Source organism: Serratia sp. TSA_7 (genome assembly GCF_052692135.1).
The window spans coordinates 150069-167102 of sequence record NZ_JBQZFU010000001.1 but is presented as its reverse complement, the minus strand read 5'-3'; the positions used below and the strand labels follow the sequence as shown (position 1 = coordinate 167102).

Annotated in this window: 14 protein-coding genes; 4 read left to right on the top strand and 10 right to left on the bottom strand. The window is 54.7% G+C overall.

The window, feature by feature from the left end; all coding sequences use genetic code 11:
- Positions 1-107 precede the first annotated feature (107 nt).
- Positions 108-329, bottom strand: coding sequence for a hypothetical protein (locus ACUTQW_RS00875; RefSeq protein ID WP_006324566.1), 222 nt, complete (start codon positions 327-329; stop codon positions 108-110).
- Here ACUTQW_RS00875 and ldtD point away from each other — a divergent pair.
- The 3 genes from ldtD to ACUTQW_RS00860 all read left to right on the top strand — a co-directional run bounded on the left by ldtD (position 328) and on the right by ACUTQW_RS00860 (position 3483).
- Positions 328-2040 carry a L,D-transpeptidase gene (gene ldtD, locus ACUTQW_RS00870; RefSeq protein WP_006324567.1) on the top strand — a complete coding sequence of 571 codons (1713 nt, stop codon included), beginning with the start codon at positions 328-330 and terminating at the stop codon, positions 2038-2040. The genes ACUTQW_RS00875 and ldtD overlap by 2 nt on opposite strands.
- Positions 2041-2221: 181 nt before the next feature.
- A complete protein-coding gene (locus ACUTQW_RS00865; protein WP_004942701.1) occupies positions 2222-2770 on the top strand; it encodes a YcbK family protein in 549 nt (182 codons plus the stop codon).
- A gap of 65 nt (positions 2771-2835) precedes the next feature.
- Positions 2836-3483, top strand: coding sequence for an MBL fold metallo-hydrolase (locus ACUTQW_RS00860; protein WP_235196108.1), 648 nt, complete (start codon positions 2836-2838; stop codon positions 3481-3483).
- Between the two features lie 69 nt (positions 3484-3552).
- Here the strand turns inward: ACUTQW_RS00860 and ACUTQW_RS00855 are convergent, their stop codons facing one another.
- From ACUTQW_RS00855 to ACUTQW_RS00830, 6 genes are all read right to left on the bottom strand, one after another.
- Positions 3553-4743 (bottom strand): amino acid aminotransferase, encoded by a 1191-nt coding sequence (locus ACUTQW_RS00855; protein ID WP_006324568.1) that lies wholly within the window; start codon positions 4741-4743, stop codon positions 3553-3555.
- 244 nt (positions 4744-4987) lie between these two features.
- On the bottom strand, positions 4988-6097 hold the full coding sequence (ompC, locus tag ACUTQW_RS00850; RefSeq protein WP_020438802.1) for a porin OmpC: 1110 nt from the start codon (positions 6095-6097) through the stop codon (positions 4988-4990).
- A 300-nt stretch (positions 6098-6397) separates the two neighbouring features.
- Positions 6398-7798: an asparagine--tRNA ligase gene (asnS, locus tag ACUTQW_RS00845; protein ID WP_006324570.1), complete on the bottom strand. Its 1401-nt coding sequence runs from the start codon at positions 7796-7798 to the stop codon at positions 6398-6400.
- A 227-nt stretch (positions 7799-8025) separates the two neighbouring features.
- Positions 8026-9231 (bottom strand): nicotinate phosphoribosyltransferase, encoded by a 1206-nt coding sequence (pncB, locus tag ACUTQW_RS00840; protein WP_006324571.1) that lies wholly within the window; start codon positions 9229-9231, stop codon positions 8026-8028.
- Between the two features lie 255 nt (positions 9232-9486).
- Positions 9487-11187 (bottom strand): diguanylate cyclase, encoded by a 1701-nt coding sequence (locus ACUTQW_RS00835; RefSeq protein ID WP_235196109.1) that lies wholly within the window; start codon positions 11185-11187, stop codon positions 9487-9489.
- Positions 11188-11250: 63 nt separating this feature from the next.
- Positions 11251-11412, bottom strand: a complete 162-nt coding sequence (locus tag ACUTQW_RS00830; protein WP_020438804.1) for a hypothetical protein — start codon at positions 11410-11412, stop codon at positions 11251-11253.
- Positions 11413-11634: 222 nt separating this feature from the next.
- Here ACUTQW_RS00830 and pepN point away from each other — a divergent pair, with 222 nt between their 5' ends.
- Positions 11635-14250 carry an aminopeptidase N gene (gene pepN / locus ACUTQW_RS00825; protein WP_037432621.1) on the top strand — a complete coding sequence of 872 codons (2616 nt, stop codon included), beginning with the start codon at positions 11635-11637 and terminating at the stop codon, positions 14248-14250.
- A 41-nt stretch (positions 14251-14291) separates the two neighbouring features.
- Here pepN and ssuB read toward each other — a convergent pair whose 3' ends face one another.
- Genes ssuB through ssuD form a run of 3 tightly spaced genes read right to left on the bottom strand, consistent with a single transcriptional unit; the run spans position 14292 to position 17019 of the window.
- Positions 14292-15068, bottom strand: a complete 777-nt coding sequence (ssuB, locus tag ACUTQW_RS00820; RefSeq protein WP_004942726.1) for an aliphatic sulfonates ABC transporter ATP-binding protein — start codon at positions 15066-15068, stop codon at positions 14292-14294.
- Positions 15065-15859 (bottom strand): aliphatic sulfonate ABC transporter permease SsuC, encoded by a 795-nt coding sequence (gene ssuC / locus ACUTQW_RS00815; RefSeq protein WP_004942729.1) that lies wholly within the window; start codon positions 15857-15859, stop codon positions 15065-15067. Before ssuC ends, ssuB begins: the two co-directional genes overlap by 4 nt.
- Before the next feature lie 11 nt (positions 15860-15870).
- The gene (ssuD, locus tag ACUTQW_RS00810; RefSeq protein WP_020438805.1) at positions 15871-17019 is read right to left on the bottom strand and encodes an FMNH2-dependent alkanesulfonate monooxygenase; all 1149 of its coding nucleotides are present in this window, start codon (positions 17017-17019) and stop codon (positions 15871-15873) included.
- Positions 17020-17034: the final 15 nt, after the last annotated feature.

Below are 17034 nucleotides of genomic sequence, written 5' to 3'. Positions count from 1 at the left end.
ATAATCTGAAAATAGCCGCCCTGGGGTGGCTATTTTTTTGTGTGCATGGATGATAGTCCTGCTTTTTTATCCGCTAAAAACCGGGTAGCTTAATGACATAACAGTTATTAGCGGCGTCCAAGGGCAAAATGGCCTTTCTGTTCGTATACTGAAATTAACAAGCGGTTTTTGATGTATTTTTTGTGAGCATACAGGGGGCAATGGATGTTGCTTAAAAATGGAAACACTTTACGGCGTCTGGCGCTGAGCTGCGCAATCGCATCTGGACTTGCGTCGTCGTTACCCGCATGGGCAACCGTGCCTGCGTTTCCGGTAGCGTCATCCGGCATGTCAGTTGCGCAAAGCCGTTCGGAATTATTGGCGGCATTGCCGAAAGGAATGACACCGCACTATCTTTCAACGTTGGCTCCTTTGTACGCCGCTAACCGGATGCAACTGATGTGGCAGGATCGCGAGGCGGTTCAGCAGTTCCAGCAGCAGTTGGCCGAGCTGGCCATGTCCGGCGTGCAGCCGCAGTTTACCCAATGGGTGAAGCTGCTGACCGATCCGGCGATTACCGGCGTGGCGCGCGACGTTGTCCTGTCTGATGCTATGCTGGGGTATTTGCAGTTCGTTTCAGCCATCGGCGCCAACGGTAACAGCTGGTTGTATAGCAATATTCCCTACAAGCTCGGCCTGCCGCCTAATGCGGTGATTAATCAATGGCAACTGGCGGTGCGTCAGGGCAAGACGTTGGCTTATGTCACCAAGCTGGCGCCGCAGCACCCGCAATACGCCAAGATGCATCAGGCGCTGCGCGACATGCTGGCCGATAACCGTCCATGGCCGCAGATGGCTAACGGTCCGAGTTTGCGCCCCGATCAACTGAGCAGCGACATTGCCGCCCTGCGTGAGATCCTGGCGCGCAATGGCATGCTGACCGCAGCGTCGGTGCAAACGCAGGAGCCGCCTGCGGTACTGACCGGTTCGCGCAATGAACCGGACGATGGCGGCTTGTCAGTCGATGAAGAAAAAAGTCGCGAGAGCAAAAGTGTGGTTATCAGCCCGTCAGCCGCACCGGTAAAAGATCTTGCCGCATCGCCGGAATCGCCATTTGCCCAGCAGCCTGCCGGCCCGGTGACCGTCACTGATAACGCTTATACCCCCGATCTGGTCGAAGGCGTTAAACGCTTCCAGAAATGGCAAGGTTTGACCGCTGACGGCGTGATTGGCGCCCGTACCCGCGAGTGGCTCAACGTGTCGCCGCAAACGCGCGCTTCGCTGTTGGCATTGAATATCCAGCGTTTGCGCATCCTCCCTGGCTACGTCGACACCGGGATCATGGTTAACATTCCCAATTACTCGCTGACTTACTACCAGAACGGCAATGAAGTGCTTTCCTCACGGGTTATCGTCGGTCGGCCCAGCCGCAAGACGCCGCTGATGAACAGTGCGCTGAACAACGTCGTGGTCAACCCGCCGTGGAATGTGCCGACTACGCTGGTACGCGAAGATATTGTGCCAAAGGCAATGCGTGACGGCAGCTATTTCCAGAAACACGGCTATACCGTGCTTTCCGGCTGGAGCAATGACGCTGAGGTCATCAACCCGGCGATGATTGACTGGAACATGGTATCTGCGCGTAATTTCCCATACCGCATTCGTCAGGCACCGGGCGCCACCAACTCGCTGGGGCGTTTCAAATTCAACATGCCGAGCTCGGATGCTATCTATCTGCACGATACGCCGAACCACAATCTGTTCCAGAAAGATATTCGTGCCCTGAGTTCCGGTTGCGTGCGCGTTAACAAGGCATCTGATTTGGCTAATATGCTGCTGCAAGATGCCGGCTGGAACAATACCCGCGTTTCCTCCACCCTTAAAGGGGGAAATACCACCTACGTAAATATCCGTCAGCATATTCCGGTTAAATTGTATTATTTAACCGCCTGGGTTTCTGATGATGGAAAGCCACAATTTCGTACAGATATTTACAATTACGATGATACGGTGAGATCGGGTGCACAAATTTTGGCTCAGGCCGAAAAATTAATGCAATAAATGCAGTAATTATAAATAAATAACGGTCTGAATATCGGATCATGATGCAGGCACTCATTCAGTGGGTGCCTGCAAACCGCGGGACATCACGGGTTGACTCAGGCTGTGTGGGCGGTTATGGTTCGGGCAGTGCGCTGTTTTGTGCATATATTTTGATATTCTTGCCGGGTTTAACAGAAACATGGACAAAATTGATCATCATCGCCGCAAATGGCTGGCGTTAGGTAGCGCCGCCATGGGTATAGCTCTGCTTCCAGGGCAGGCTTTTGCCAGTCTTTCTACTTCACGCCCACGCATTCTGGTCGTAAATAACATGCATACGGGCGAAACGTTGAAGGCCGAATTCTTCGATGGGAAGGGGTATAATAAAGACGAGCTGGTTCGTCTTAATCATCTTTTCCGTGATTATCGCGCCAACAAGATTAAGCCGATCGATCCCCGCCTGTTTGATCAGCTCTACCGTCTGCAAGGTCTGTTGGGTACCAACAAGCCGGTGCAGTTGGTTTCAGGTTACCGCTCCCTGGATACCAACAATGAGCTGCGTGAGCGCAGCCGCGGTGTGGCCAAGCACAGCTATCACACCAAAGGCCAGGCGATGGACTTCCATATCGAAGGCATCCAATTGAGTAATATCCGTAAAGCGGCGTTAAAAATGCGCGGTGGTGGTGTAGGATATTACCCACGTAGCAACTTTGTACACATCGATACCGGCCCGGTGCGGACCTGGTAGTCGCTGTGCACCATAGTGAATAGCGCCAGCCCGCGAGGGTGTGGCGCTGTTGTCGTTGGAGCCTTATGAAATACCAAATTATTCCCGTTACCGCCTTCAGTCAAAATTGTAGCCTGATCTGGTGTGAGAGCACGCAGCAGGCGGCATTGGTCGATCCCGGCGGCGAGGCAGAAAAATTGAAGGCCGAAGTGGCGAAGCAGGGCGTGACGATCACGCAGATCCTGCTGACGCATGGCCATCTCGATCACGTAGGTGCCGCGGCGGAACTGGCTGAGCATTATCAGGTGCCGATTTACGGCCCGGATAAGGAAGATACTTTCTGGCTGGACGGGCTGCCGGCACAGAGCCGAATGTTTGGGCTGGAAGAGTGTGCGCCGCTGACGCCGACCCAATGGCTGCAAGAAGGCGACAAGGTGCAGGTGGGCGAGATGACGTTCAACGTGTTGCATTGCCCTGGCCATACCCCTGGCCATATCGTCTTTATTAATGAAAAGGCGCGGCTGGCGCTGGTGGGCGACGTGCTGTTTAACGGCGGTGTCGGGCGCAGCGATTTCCCGCGTGGCGATCATCAGGCGTTGATTAACTCTATTCGTACCAAGCTGTTGCCGCAGGGCGATGACATGGCGTTTATCCCAGGTCATGGGCCAATGTCCACTTTTGGCCAAGAGCGTGAAACTAACCCGTTCCTGCGTGAAGAGCCGGCTATCTGGTAAGGTTATTTCCCGGCAGAAATAACTAAGGGGCGCTTGAGCGCCCCTTTTGCTATTTAGCATTGCAATGGGTTACAGCACGGCGACGATGGCCTCGCACAGCGGCGCCATATTGTCCGGCGTCATGCCCGCAACGTTAACGCGACCGGAGTTGACGGCATAAACGCCAAACTCTTCGCGCAGGCGCAGCACCTGCTCTTTACTCAACCCGCTGAACGAGAACATACCGTTCTGGTTGATGATAAAGCTGAAGTCCTGCTCTGCGCCTTTCTCTTGCAGCGTATTGACGAACAACTGACGCATGCGATGGATACGCTGACGCATGTCGGTCAGTTCCTGTTCCCACAAGGCACGCAGCGCATCGTCGCCCAGGATGGTCGCCACGACGGCGGCGCCGTGCGACGGTGGGTTGGAGTAGTTGGCACGAATAGCGGCTTTCACCTGGCTGAAGGCGCGATCTGCGGTTTCCGCATCGGCGGCTACGATCGTGCAGGCACCGACGCGTTCATTGTACAGGCCGAAGTTCTTCGAGTACGAACTGGCGACGATCAGTTCCTGATGCTTGGCGGCGAAAATACGCAGGCCCTGTGCATCTTCTTCCAATCCCTTCGCAAAGCCCTGGTAGGCGAAGTCGAACAGCGGCAACCAGCCGTTGGCGACGGACAGCTCAGCCAATTGGGCCCACTGCTCGGCAGTAGGGTCGATGCCGGTCGGGTTATGGCAGCAGCCGTGGAACAGCACCACATCGCCGGCCTGAGCCTGTTTCAGGCTGTTCAGCAGGCCATCGAAATCCAGCGAATGGTTGGCGGCATCGTAGTAGGCGTATTCCAGGACTTCCAGACCAACGGCGCTGAACACGTTTTTGTGGTTCGGCCAGCTTGGGTTGCTGATCCAGATGCGTTTTGCGCTGGTCTGGTTGGCGATAAAGTCTGCTGCCACACGCAGGCCGCCGGTACCACCAGGCGTTTGCGCAGTGCGTGCACGCTTGTCGGCGATGATTGGGCTTTGTTTGCCGAACAGCAGCTCTTGCGTGCAGGTGGCGAACGCCGGGATGCCTTCAATGCCGAGATAGTTTTTGGTGGTTTCATTTTCCAGCAGATATTGCTCAGCTTTTTTCACGCTGGTCAGTACCGGGGTTTTGCCGGTTTCATCTTTGTAAACGCCAATCCCTAAGTTGATCTTATTAGGGCGGGCGTCCGCGCGGAAAATGTCGGTCAGACCCAGGATTGGGTCGGCGGGTGCAGCAGTGATTTTTTCAAACATGTCAGGTGCTTCCATGGCTCGGAGTTAAGCAGACAGAGGCATCAGGGTAGCGCCAGTTATGCGCTTTGCCAACCGTTTGCGAGAAAAACACATCGATCTTGTGAAGGGGGCAGGTTCAGCATAAAAAATGAGGGAGAAGGGGGCGTTGGCAGAATAAAAAGTTACTCGCGGCACAAAAACAAAAACAGGGCCGAAGCCCTGTTTTTAACTCATACGGCGGTGAACCGCCGTTAAGTATGACAACTTAGAACTGGTAAACCAGACCAACACCTACGATATCATCGGTAGCGGTGCCAGTGGCTTTAGTGAACTCGTTGTCGTCCAGCAGGTTGATTTTGTAATCAACATAGGTGGACATGTTTTTGTTGAAGTAGTAAGTGGTACCAACAGAAACATATTTAACCAGGTCGGCATCGCCGCCGCCGAAGCTAGAACCATGTGCGGTACGGCCAGCCAGGTTTTTACCTTTAGACTGCAGGTAAGACACTTCTGGACGCAGACCGAAGTCGAACTGGTACTGAGCAGTCACTTCGAAGTTCTGGGTTTTGTTCGCGATACCTGCATCGAAATCACCGTATGGAGTCATGTTACGGGTTTCGGAGTACATGGTTGCCAGGTAGACGTTGTTCGCGTCGTATTTAGCACCAACGGTCCATGCGTCAGCTTTGTCGCCGCCAGCAGTGGAGTTTTGGGTCTGGTTATCAGTACGGTCAGAAGACGCGTATGCAGCACCGAAGCTTACGCCTTCGCCGATGTCATAAGTAGAAGACAGGCCCCAACCGTCGCCGTTTTGTTTCTTCAGAGCGCGGCCGTCGTTTTCGTTTTTACCCTGGTACTGAACAGCGAAGTTCAGACCGTCAACCAGACCGAAGAAGTTGTTGTTACGGTAAGTAGCAACGCCGTTGGTACGGCCGGTCATGAAGTTGTCGGTGTAGGTGTAAGTGTCGCCGCCGAACTCTGGCAGCATATCTGTCCAGCCTTCCACGTCGTACAGTACGCCGTAGTTACGGCCGTAGTCGAATGAACCGTAGTCAGCAAATTTCAGACCTGCGAAGCCCAGACGAGTCTTGGTGCCTTCGGTGCCTTGAGATTCAGCGTGGTTAGCCTGAACGTTGTATTCCCACTGGCCGTAACCGGTCAGTTGGTCAGTAATCTGGGTTTCACCTTTGAAGCCGAAACGAACATAGGTCTGGTCGCCGTCATTGCCTTTGTCGTCGGAGAAGTAGTGCAGACCGTCAACTTTGCCGTACAGATCCAGCTTGTTGCCGTCTTTGTTGTAGATTTCAGCTGCGTTTGCTGCACCAGCAGCTAACAGAGCCGGGATTACCACTGCAAGAATGTTGCGCTTCATCATTATTACCCTCATTGGTGTTATTCGGACACCTTTGCCACTGCCGCCAATAATTCTTTTGGAACTATTGTAGATAGATTGGTGTCGTCCTGTGTCTGCACGCAGTGTTCCATTCGTGGGCGGGTTAATCTAGAACGAAAATGCTACCAATGTCCTAATGAGGTTTCAAAAGGAAAGTATATGTAACAAAATGTAATATTAAGGGAACTTTGTGACGCGGGTCAATATTAGAAAATGCGAAAGGCCAGCAAAGCTGGCCTTGGTTTTGTAACTAAATTATTTGGAAATGTTTAGACTGATTAATTAAAAGCTTGCGTTACGCGGAGTGCGTGGGAACGGAATGACATCGCGCACGTTTTGCACGCCGGTCACATAGGCGATTAAACGCTCAAATCCTAAACCGAAACCGGCATGAGGAACGGTGCCGTAACGACGCAGATCACGATACCACCAGTAATCTTCTTTATTCAGGCCCATCGCATCCAGGCGCTGATCCAAGACGTCCAGACGTTCCTCACGCTGGGCACCGCCGATGATCTCGCCAATGCCCGGGGCCAGCACGTCCATGGCTGCAACGGTTTTGCCGTCGTCGTTCATGCGCATATAGAAAGCTTTAATGTCTTTCGGGTAGTTCTTCACCACCACCGGCGCTTTAAAGTGTTTCTCGGCCAGATAGCGCTCATGCTCGGAAGACAGGTCGATGCCCCAGGATACCGGGTTTTCGAAGGTCTGGCCGGAGGCGATCAGGATTTCCACCGCTTCGGTGTAATCCACCTGGGCGAAATCGGAAGAAACAAAGCGCTTCAAACGCTCAATCGCATCTTTGTCCACACGCTCGGCGAAGAACTGCATGTCATCCATACGCTCGTTCAACACGGCCTGGAACACATACTTCAGCATTTTTTCCGCCAGTTCGGCGATGTCTTCGAGGTCGGCAAACGCTACTTCCGGTTCGATCATCCAAAATTCAGCCAGGTGGCGGCTGGTGTTGGAGTTCTCTGCGCGGAAGGTGGGGCCGAAGGTATACACTTTCGACAACGCACAGGCGTAAGTTTCGCCGTTCAACTGGCCGGAAACGGTCAGGAAAGCTTCTTTGCCGAAAAAGTCCTGGCTGAAATCAACCGCGCCTTTATCGGTGCGCGGCAGATTTTCCAGATCCAGCGTTGAAACCCGGAACATTTCGCCGGCGCCTTCGGTATCGGAAGCGGTGATCAGCGGGGTGGAAACCCAGAAGAACCCGTTCTCGTGGTAGAAACGGTGGATCGCCTGCGCCAGCGTATGACGCACACGGGCCACGGCGCCGATCAGGTTGGTACGTGGGCGCAGGTGAGCTACCTCGCGCAGGTACTCGATGCTGTGACGTTTGGCCGCCATTGGGTAAGTGTCCGGATCGTCAACCCAGCCCACCACTTTGATGGCGGTCGCTTGCAGTTCGAAACTCTGGCCTTCGCCCGGGGAAGCAACGACTTTGCCGGTGACTTCAATCGAGCAGCCGGTGGTCAGATGCAGCACTTCATCCTGATAATTCGGCAGAGAATTATTAACGACGGCCTGTAACGGATCAAAGCAGGAACCGTCATAGACGGCCAGGAAGGAGATACCAGCTTTAGAATCTCTCCGGGTACGCACCCAACCGCGTACGGTGACTTCACTGTCAACCGCAGCACGACCTTGCAGTACGTCGACTACAGGCACTACGCTCATAAATTTCTCTCTTTATAATTTGATTTGGAAATAGCTTAAAACCCAACAATATGGGGATGGTGCTATGTTACTTGCCGCGATGCAGAGCACAAGCAGAAATCGCCGGATTGGGACAACATTTCTTGGGGCTGGGCGAAAAGGGGGGCAACGGAAAGCGTCTTATAAAGAAGAAAAAAGCCGGCCTGAAGTTTTCAGCCGGCTTTTTAGCGTTTGCAACGCATGGCCGCTTAGCTGGCTTTTTTCACCAGCGGCAGATCGAAGGCTTTGCGCAAGGCCTTCACGAAGGCCTGATCCTGACAGATGGTTTTGCCCGGGCTGTCGGACAGTTTAGCCACTGGCTTGCCCTTGCATTCAACCAGTTTGATGACGATATTCAGCGGTTTTACGCCCGGAATGTCGCAGGTCAAACGCGTGCCGATGCCGAACACCAGGTCGATGCGTTGATAGAAGTGGCGATAAAGCGCCAGTGCCTTGTCCAGATCCAGGTTGTCGGAGAACACCAGCGTTTTGCTCATCGGATCGATACCCAGCTTCCGGTAATGCGCGATGGCTTTCTCACCCCATTCAAACGGGTCGCCGGAGTCATGGCGCAACCCCTGATAACGCGGTGCGAACTGCGGGCCGAAATCACGCAGGAACGCATCCATGGCGATGCAGTCGGTCAACGCGATGCCGAGCTGGTCCGGGTACTCGTCCAGCCAGGCCTGCAATGCCGCACGTTGACTGTTAGCCAGCACCGGGCTTATCTGCTGGTGCGCCTGGAACCATTCATGTGCCTGGGTGCCTACCGGCGTCAGGCCAAGTTGATGCGCCAGATCGTAATTACTGGTGCCGACCAGAGACGGGAATTCGTTTTGCAGCGTGCTGACGATCGCCTGCTGAACGCTTTTGGAAAAACGGCGACGGGTGCCGAAGTCCATCAGTTTGAAACGGGAGATATCCACATCGGCGCTCACGGCTTTAAACTGCGCCAGTTTGCTGCGCAGATGCGCGACCGCCATGTCCGGCGTGATCTGCGGCGAGCGGTGACGGTGCACCACTTCACTGATCACCGCCAGCAGAGGGACTTCCCACAGGATCACTTCGCGCCACGGGCCGGCAATGCGGATATGCAGTCTGCCGTCACTATTGTCGATCTGAACCTGCTGCGGGTCATAGCGGAAATCACGCAACCAGTTCAGGTAGTCCTGACGGAAGAACGGCAACCCTGAAAGATAGCCAAACTCAGCCTCGGTCAGCGCCAGTTGGCTCATCAGAGCGACTTGCGCACGGATTGCGTCGGCATATTCGCCCAGCAGTTCATCACCGCGGCAGCGAAATTCCGCCGCCACGCTGATCGCGGGGTAGCGATGGAACACGGCTTGCTGCATATGAAGCTTGTAAGCGTCAGTATCAAGCAGCGATGTCAAAATCGGGGAAGCGTATTGAGTCATAGCGCGTTACTGCATCCTCGTCAGGCGCGAGTCCAAATCCGGATAGTCATAAAAAAGTTGAGCGAGTATACCCGGATTATCCTGTTATTGAAGCTGCATCACACCACAAATCGCCGGAGCGGGTCGAGGATTAAACGTGCCTTTATGCCGGCTTGCCTTCAGGTTCCGGACAGAAAAGCCAGATAAGCCTGTAAGGTGAATGACTTAGCCTAATTAGTCATAGAAATTATAATGTTAATTATTTTAAACAACAATTCAGATAAAACCGGTTGGCGTGTGAATGCTGATCCGGTCCTTGCCGTTTTTCTTGCAGAAATAGAGCGCTTCATCCGCCTGTTTGATCGCCGTCGGCAGCAGCCTGAGGCTGTTCACCTGGGCAATACCGCAACTGGTCGTGAAACGCACGGTTTGTCCATCGGCCAGGGTCAGGATGAGTTGATGGGTGCGTTCGCGTAGCTTAGACATAATTTCTCGCGCATTCTCCAGCGTGCAGTTGCCGAGGATCACGGCAAACTCCTCACCGCCATAACGGCAGAAAATGTCGCTGGAGCGGAAGGCGTCTTGCAGCAGTTTGCCGAAGGCTACCAGCACGCTGTCGCCGATGTCATGTCCGAAACTGTCATTCAGATTTTTGAAGTTATCGATATCAATCAAACAGAAGGCCAACGGGTAGCTGCGGGCTGCCAAGGCTTCGCATTCACGGAAGAACTTGCGGCGGTTATAGATATTGGTCAGGGGGTCAAGAAACGAAGAGGCTTCCAGCTCTTTGATCAACAGATGTTTTTCATTTTCCAGCTTCACCTTTTCCAATTGATACTGTTTTAGCTGTTTAATGGCGTCGCTGATGGCGATTAACTCCTGGCCGTAAAACACCTCATTACGGTCGATGTTCATATTGCCGCGCGACAGCCGCAAAATATTGTTATGCGTTTTGGTCAACCAACGGCTGATATTTGAACAGTAAACCAGCGTCGGCAGAAAAATAAACAGCACGATCAGGCTACCGAGAGAGATCAAACCGTAAATAGCCGTCTGGCTTGCGTAGATTTTATGCCGTGATGCGATAATTTCCAGTTCAAAACTGCGTTGATAGAGCCGTTGCGAAAGCTCGCTCAGGTTTTTGACGTACTGGTAAATGAAATCGGCGGGATAGGCGGTATGAGTATCAATGGCGGTATAGAGCCCTTCGGTAATCCGGTCGATCTGATTTTTCGACAGTTGGCCGAGCAGTTCATTCACCAGCAAGGTGGTGGGCACATCGTTGTAGGTCAGCTTCATAAAGATCAGCCGGGTACTTAGCGAATTCAAAATTCCGGTGAGTTGCACGGCTTTCAGATAAGCGTCTTTACGCTCCAACTGATTGATATTGACGTCAATGACCTGGTCGATTAATTCGGTCAGAGACATGTTCAACCGGTTATTCAGGCGCATGGCTTCCAGAAAGAGAAACGAATCGGCGTCGATCATGCGGGTATCGTAGGTATAACGGTAGTAGCTTTTGCTGGTCTGAGAAATGTAATAGGCGCTGTTGATATTAAACAGGTTGGCATTGGCATCGGTCACCAACGAAAGTTGCCGGTTATCGTTATCCAGCAATTGTTCCATCAGGCCGAGCATGGAAAGCGCGGCGATTTTTTGCCGTATGCCGAGCTGTTGCGAAATCTTGCTGTTGATATCCGGCTGTAATCGGGCAATTTTTTCCCGCGCCAAACGATCGGCCTCCTGCCATTGCGCCGGGGTAATATCCGCATTAACCAGGCTCAAACGTTTTAATCGGTGCGCCAGCAGCGTGGCTTGAAAGGCTTCGGAGATCTCTTTGGCGCGGCTTATTTTATACAGCTTAAGTTGATTGTCACGATAGTCAGCATGAGCCTCAAGCAACTCATCGGAAATAAAGATGGCAAAGGAGGACATCAGGGCAAAGGTAAAAAAATAGATCAGATATTTTACTTTCATTTCGCCGTGAGTCCTTAAACCAGATTTATCAATTATATCATCGAGGCCGCTGAAATGTCTTAACTATACCCCCGGAACCTCTGTCACCGAGAAGCGAGCTGCGGGCAGGGGTTTAGGGTTGGGATCGCCGTTGAAGCGGGGGTAATTGCCCATGGCGATGAAGTATTGACCGGCCTGTATATGAAAGGCGGCTTTTAGCATTAAATGCTGATTTTTGCTCTGCATCAGGTGAAGGAGCCTGATAGAGCGGGCCCTTCGGCGACAACATTAGGATCCACCTCCGATTTCTCCGTTCCGGTACCCCGGCATCTCTAGGCTTTTTTCGTGGCTGTGATACAGTTTATTTACAATCAGGGTCATCAACATTTTCGCGCCTCTGCGGCGGCTGAAATAAGCCAATGATGACAACCTGGCACCTGTAACTCACTGAGACGTCAAAGGGTTTTTATGACACAACTGCCACAGGCGAAGTATCGCCACGATTATCGCGCGCCAGACTACAGCATCACCGACATTGATTTGGATTTTGAGCTGGACGCAGAAACGACACGCGTCACTGCAGTCAGCAAGATTAAACGTCAGGGCGCTGCCGAGGCGGCGCTGGTGTTGAATGGCGAAGATCTGACGCTGGTAAGTATTCAGATCGACGGGCAGCCGTGGAGCGCCTATCAGTTGCAGGATAACAAGCTGGTTATAGAGAAATTACCAGCACAATTTACCATGACCATCGTCAATGATATTCACCCGGCGAAGAATACCGCGCTGGAAGGGCTGTACCTGTCAGGCGAAGCGTTATGTACCCAGTGTGAGGCGGAAGGTTTCCGTCACATCACCTATTACCTGGACCGCCCGGACGTGTTGGCACGCTTCACTACCCGCATTGTGGCGGATAAGGCGCGTTATCCGTTCCTGCTGTCGAACGGCAACCGCGTAGGCCAGGGCGAACTGGAGGATGGGCGCCACTGGGTGCAGTGGCAGGATCCGTTCCCAAAACCTTGCTACCTGTTTGCGCTGGTGGCCGGCGATTTCGATGTGTTGCGCGACAGCTTTACCACCCGCTCCGGGCGCGATGTGGCGCTGGAACTGTTCGTTGATCGCGGCAATTTGGATCGTGCCGATTGGGCGATGACCTCGCTGAAGAACTCGATGAAATGGGACGAAACCCGTTTCGGTCTGGAATACGATCTCGACATTTATATGATCGTGGCCGTCGATTTCTTCAATATGGGGGCGATGGAGAACAAAGGGCTAAATATCTTCAACTCCAAATACGTGCTGGCGAAAGCGGAAACCGCAACCGATAAGGACTACCTGAATATCGAAGCGGTGATTGGCCACGAATATTTCCACAACTGGACCGGCAACCGCGTGACCTGCCGCGATTGGTTCCAGCTCAGCCTGAAAGAAGGCCTGACGGTGTTCCGCGATCAGGAGTTCAGCTCAGATCTGGGTTCACGTTCGGTCAACCGCATCGATAACGTGCGCGTCATGCGCGGCGCACAGTTCGCCGAGGACGCCAGCCCGATGGCGCACGCCATTCGTCCGGATAAAGTGATCGAAATGAACAACTTCTACACCTTGACGGTGTACGAGAAAGGGTCCGAAGTGATCCGCATGATGCATACGCTGCTGGGCGAAGAACAATTCCAGAAAGGCATCCAATTGTATTTCGAGCGCCATGACGGCAGCGCAGCAACCTGCGATGATTTCGTTCAGGCGATGGAGGATGCTTCCAATGTCGATCTGTCGCTGTTCCGACGTTGGTACAGCCAGTCCGGCACACCGTTGCTGACCGTTCGCGATGAATACGACGCAGAGCATCAACAATACCGCCTGCACGTCAGCCAAAAAACCGAGCCGACCGCCGAGCAGCCAGAGAAGCTGCCGTTGCATATTCCGCTGGATATCGAATTGTACGACGCCGAAGGCAACGTGATTGCCCTGCAGAAAGACGGTGCGGCGATCGGTAACGTGCTGAACATCACTGAAGCCGAGCAGACCTTCGTGTTTGACGGTGTGGCGCACAAGCCGGTGCCTTCGCTGTTGCGCGAGTTCTCCGCGCCGGTGAAGCTGGATTACCCGTACAGCGATCAGCAACTGACTTTCCTGATGCAGCACGCGCGCAATGAGTTTGCCCGTTGGGACGCGGCGCAGAGCCTGCTGGCTACCTATATCAAACTGAACGTTGCCAAGCATCAGCAGAAACAGCCGCTGTCTCTGCCGTTGCACGTTGCCGACGCTTTCCGTGCCGTGCTGCTGGACGAGAAACTGGATCCGGCGCTTGCCGCGCAGATCCTGACGCTGCCTTCGGAAACCGAGATTGCCGAGCTGTTCGCGACTATCGATCCGGAAGCGATCGCCGCGGTGCATGAATCGATTGTCCGTTGCCTGGCAAAGGAAATGGCCGACGAGTGGCTGGCGGTTTATAACGCCAACAAAACCGACGGTTACCGGGTGGATCATGCCGATATCGGCAAACGCGCTCTGCGCAACCTGTGCCTGGGTTATTTGGCCTTTGGTGATGAGGCGCTGGCCGATCGGCTGGTGGCTGAGCAGTATCGTCAGGCGGACAACATGACCGATTCGCTGGCTGCGCTGGCTGCTGCGGTAGCGGCGCAGTTGCCGTGCCGCGATGCGCTGCTGGCGGCGTTCGATGAACGCTGGCATCAGGATGGGCTGGTTATGGACAAGTGGTTCGTGTTGCAGGCGAGCAGCCCGGCGGCGGACGTGCTGACCAAGGTACGCGGCCTGCTGAAGCACCGTTCGTTCAGCCTGAGCAATCCAAACCGTACCCGCTCGCTGATCGGCGGTTTCGCTTCCGCCAACCCGGCGGCGTTCCATGCGGCGGACGGCAGCGGTTATCAGTTCCTGGCGGAGATCCTCAGCGATCTGAACCAGCGCAACCCGCAAATTGCCGCCCGTTTGATTGAACCCTTGATCCGCCTGAAACGCTATGATGCTTCGCGTCAGGCTCTGATGCGCAAGGCGCTTGAACAGTTGAAAGGGCTGGAAAACCTGTCCGGCGATCTGTTCGAGAAAATCAGCAAAGCGCTCGACGCGTAAAAACTAACCAGGGACGGCGCGGCGACATGCCGTCCCTGGTTTCAATTCGTTGCCCGGCGTGGGCTTTCAGCCACCGGCGGGGGCGGTGACAGCACTCTGTCCAGCACCTCGGCTTCCAGTTCCGCCAATCTGGCCGACCCCTTACGGCGCGGGCGTGGCAGATCAATCGTCAGATCCAGCCCGATACGGCCCTCTTCAATCAAGATCACCCGATCCGCCAGCGCAATGGCTTCGCTGACATCATGCGTCACCAACAGCACGGTGAAACCATGTTGCTGCCACAGGCCTTCAATCAGCCCCTGCATTTCAATCCTTGTCAACGCATCAAGCGCGCCCAAAGGTTCGTCCAGCAACAGCAGGCGAGGACGGTGGATCAGTGCGCGCGCCAGCGCTACTCGCTGTTTTTGTCCGCCGGACAGCGCTGCCGGCCACTCATTGGCGCGATCGGCCAGCCCAACGGCTTCCAGCGCCTGCAACGCATCGGCACGCCAGTCGCCGCGCAGGCCAAGGCCAACGTTATCGATCACCTTTTTCCAGGGTAGCAGGCGCGCATCCTGGAACATCAGACGGGTATCCTCTTTGGCGCTGGCGAGGGGAGCATTTCCGCTAAGCAGCTCGCCGCTGCTGGCTTTTTCCAACCCGGCCATCAAACGCAGCAGCGTGCTTTTGCCGCAACCGCTGCGGCCGACTACGGCGACAAATTGCCCGGAGCTGATACGCAATTGAATATTGTCCAGTACCGTCCGGTTGCCATAGCGTTTGGCAATAGAGTCCAGGGTAACCGGGGTGCCTTGGGGAATACGGGCGGGAGTCGTCATAGCGCTTCTCCTGGTTTAAGTTGATAAGCCGGATGCCAGCGCAACCATACGCGTTCCAGCAACTGCGCGCTGACGTCCGCCAGCTTGCCGAGCAGGGCATACAGCACAATCGCCACCACCACCACATCGGTCTGCAGAAATTCGCGGGCGTTCATCGCCAGATAGCCAATCCCCGAGTTGGCGGAAATGGTTTCGGCCACGATCAGCGTCAGCCACATAAAGCCCAGAGCGAAACGCACGCCGACCATGATCGAGGGCAACGCGCCCGGCAATACCACCTGGGTAAATAACCGGAAACCGCTCAGGCCATAGCTGCGCGCCATTTCAAGCAGGCCGCTATCGATATTCTTGATGCCGTGATAGGTATTCAGATAGATAGGGAACAAGGTGCCCAGCGCGACCAGAAAAATCTTGGCGGATTCATCAATGCCGAACCACAAGATCACAAGCGGGATCAGCGCCAGATGCGGCACGTTGCGGATCATCTGCACCGAGCTGTCCAACAGGCGCTCGCCCCAACGCGACAAACCGGTGATAAACCCCAGAACCAGCCCGATGCTGCCGCCGATGCTAAAGCCGATCAGCGCGCGCCAACTGCTGATGGTCAGGTGTTGCCACAGCTCGCCGCTTTTGGTTAGTGTCCAGAAAGCGGTCACTACCGCGCTTGGCGCGGGCAGAATGCGGTTAGACAGCCAGCCGGCTTCAACCGAGATTTGCCAGATAACCACCAGCGTGACCGGTAATGCCCAGGGTGCCAGCCGGTGCAGGATGCGTTGTGTGCCGTTTGCCATACCGCTTCTCCTCAGCTTTGCGACGCTTTTTGCGGAATATAAATATTGGCGACCACTTCACCTTGCGGTTTAACCGGCCGACGCTGAGCAGGGGCTTCGTTTTCCGCCAGATCGAGATGCGGGAACAGCAACTCGCCGACGCGATAGGCTTCTTCCAGATGTGGGTAACCGGATAAAATAAAGGTATCAATGCCCAGATCGGCATATTCCTGCATGCGGGCCGCCACCGTCGGGCCATCGCCGACCAGCGCGGTGCCGGCGCCACCGCGTACCAAGCCAACACCGGCCCACAGGTTAGGGCTGATCTCCAGATTGTCTTTCTTGCCGCCGTGGAGCGCCGCCATGCGCCGTTGCCCAACGGAATCAAAACGAGCGAAGGCTGCCTGTGCGTTGGCGATGGTCTCTTCATCCAGATTGGCAATCAGCCGGTCGGCTGCCCGCCAGGCTTCTTCTGTGGTTTCACGCACGATCACATGCAGACGAATGCCGAAACGCACCGTGCGGCCTTTGGCTGCGGCTTTGGCGCGCACTTCGGCAATTTTTTCTCTTACCTGTGCCGGTGGCTCCCCCCAGGTGAGGTACATTTCAACCTGTTCGGCGGCCAGATCCTGAGCGGCGGCGGAAGATCCGCCAAAATACAGCGGCGGACGCGGCAGTTGCACCGGTGGATACAGCAGCTTGGCACCTTTCACCTGAATGTGTTTGCCGTCAAAATCGACGGTTTCCCCTTCCAGCACCTTGCGCCAAACGTAGGTGAACTCTGCCGAGGCCTCGTAGCGTTCTTCGTGATTCAGGTGCAGACCTTCCGCCGCCAGTTCTTCGGGATCACCGCCGGTGACCAGGTTAAACAGTGCGCGGCCGTTGGAAAGGCGATCCAGCGTTGCGGCCTGGCGGGCGGCTAACGTGGGCGAAATGATGCCGGGGCGCAGTGCCACCAGGAACTTCAACCGTTGGGTGACCGGGATCAGAGAGGCTGCGACCAGCCAGGAGTCTTCGCACGAGCGGCCGGTGGGGATCAGCACGCCGCCAAAGCCCAACCGGTCAGCGGCCTGAGCGATCTGCTGCAAATAGCCGTAATCGACGCTGCGGGCACCTTCTGTACTGCCAAGATAATGGCCGTCGCCGTGCGTAGGTAAAAACCAGAATACGTTTAGGCTCATAGCTTGTTCTCCAAA

Coding starts and splice junctions, on each gene's coding strand:
- ldtD (WP_006324567.1), top strand. CDS start 328: ATGTCAGTTGCGCAAAGCCGTTCGGAATTATTGGCGGCATTGCCGAAA.
- ACUTQW_RS00875 (WP_006324566.1), bottom strand. CDS start 329: ATGCCGGATGACGCTACCGGAAACGCAGGCACGGTTGCCCATGCGGGT.
- ACUTQW_RS00865 (WP_004942701.1), top strand. CDS start 2,222: ATGGACAAAATTGATCATCATCGCCGCAAATGGCTGGCGTTAGGTAGC.
- ACUTQW_RS00860 (WP_235196108.1), top strand. CDS start 2,836: ATGAAATACCAAATTATTCCCGTTACCGCCTTCAGTCAAAATTGTAGC.
- ACUTQW_RS00855 (WP_006324568.1), bottom strand. CDS start 4,743: ATGTTTGAAAAAATCACTGCTGCACCCGCCGACCCAATCCTGGGTCTG.
- ompC (WP_020438802.1), bottom strand. CDS start 6,097: ATGATGAAGCGCAACATTCTTGCAGTGGTAATCCCGGCTCTGTTAGCT.
- asnS (WP_006324570.1), bottom strand. CDS start 7,798: ATGAGCGTAGTGCCTGTAGTCGACGTACTGCAAGGTCGTGCTGCGGTT.
- pncB (WP_006324571.1), bottom strand. CDS start 9,231: ATGACTCAATACGCTTCCCCGATTTTGACATCGCTGCTTGATACTGAC.
- ACUTQW_RS00835 (WP_235196109.1), bottom strand. CDS start 11,187: ATGAAAGTAAAATATCTGATCTATTTTTTTACCTTTGCCCTGATGTCC.
- ACUTQW_RS00830 (WP_020438804.1), bottom strand. CDS start 11,412: ATGCAGAGCAAAAATCAGCATTTAATGCTAAAAGCCGCCTTTCATATA.
- pepN (WP_037432621.1), top strand. CDS start 11,635: ATGACACAACTGCCACAGGCGAAGTATCGCCACGATTATCGCGCGCCA.
- ssuB (WP_004942726.1), bottom strand. CDS start 15,068: ATGACGACTCCCGCCCGTATTCCCCAAGGCACCCCGGTTACCCTGGAC.
- ssuC (WP_004942729.1), bottom strand. CDS start 15,859: ATGGCAAACGGCACACAACGCATCCTGCACCGGCTGGCACCCTGGGCA.
- ssuD (WP_020438805.1), bottom strand. CDS start 17,019: ATGAGCCTAAACGTATTCTGGTTTTTACCTACGCACGGCGACGGCCAT.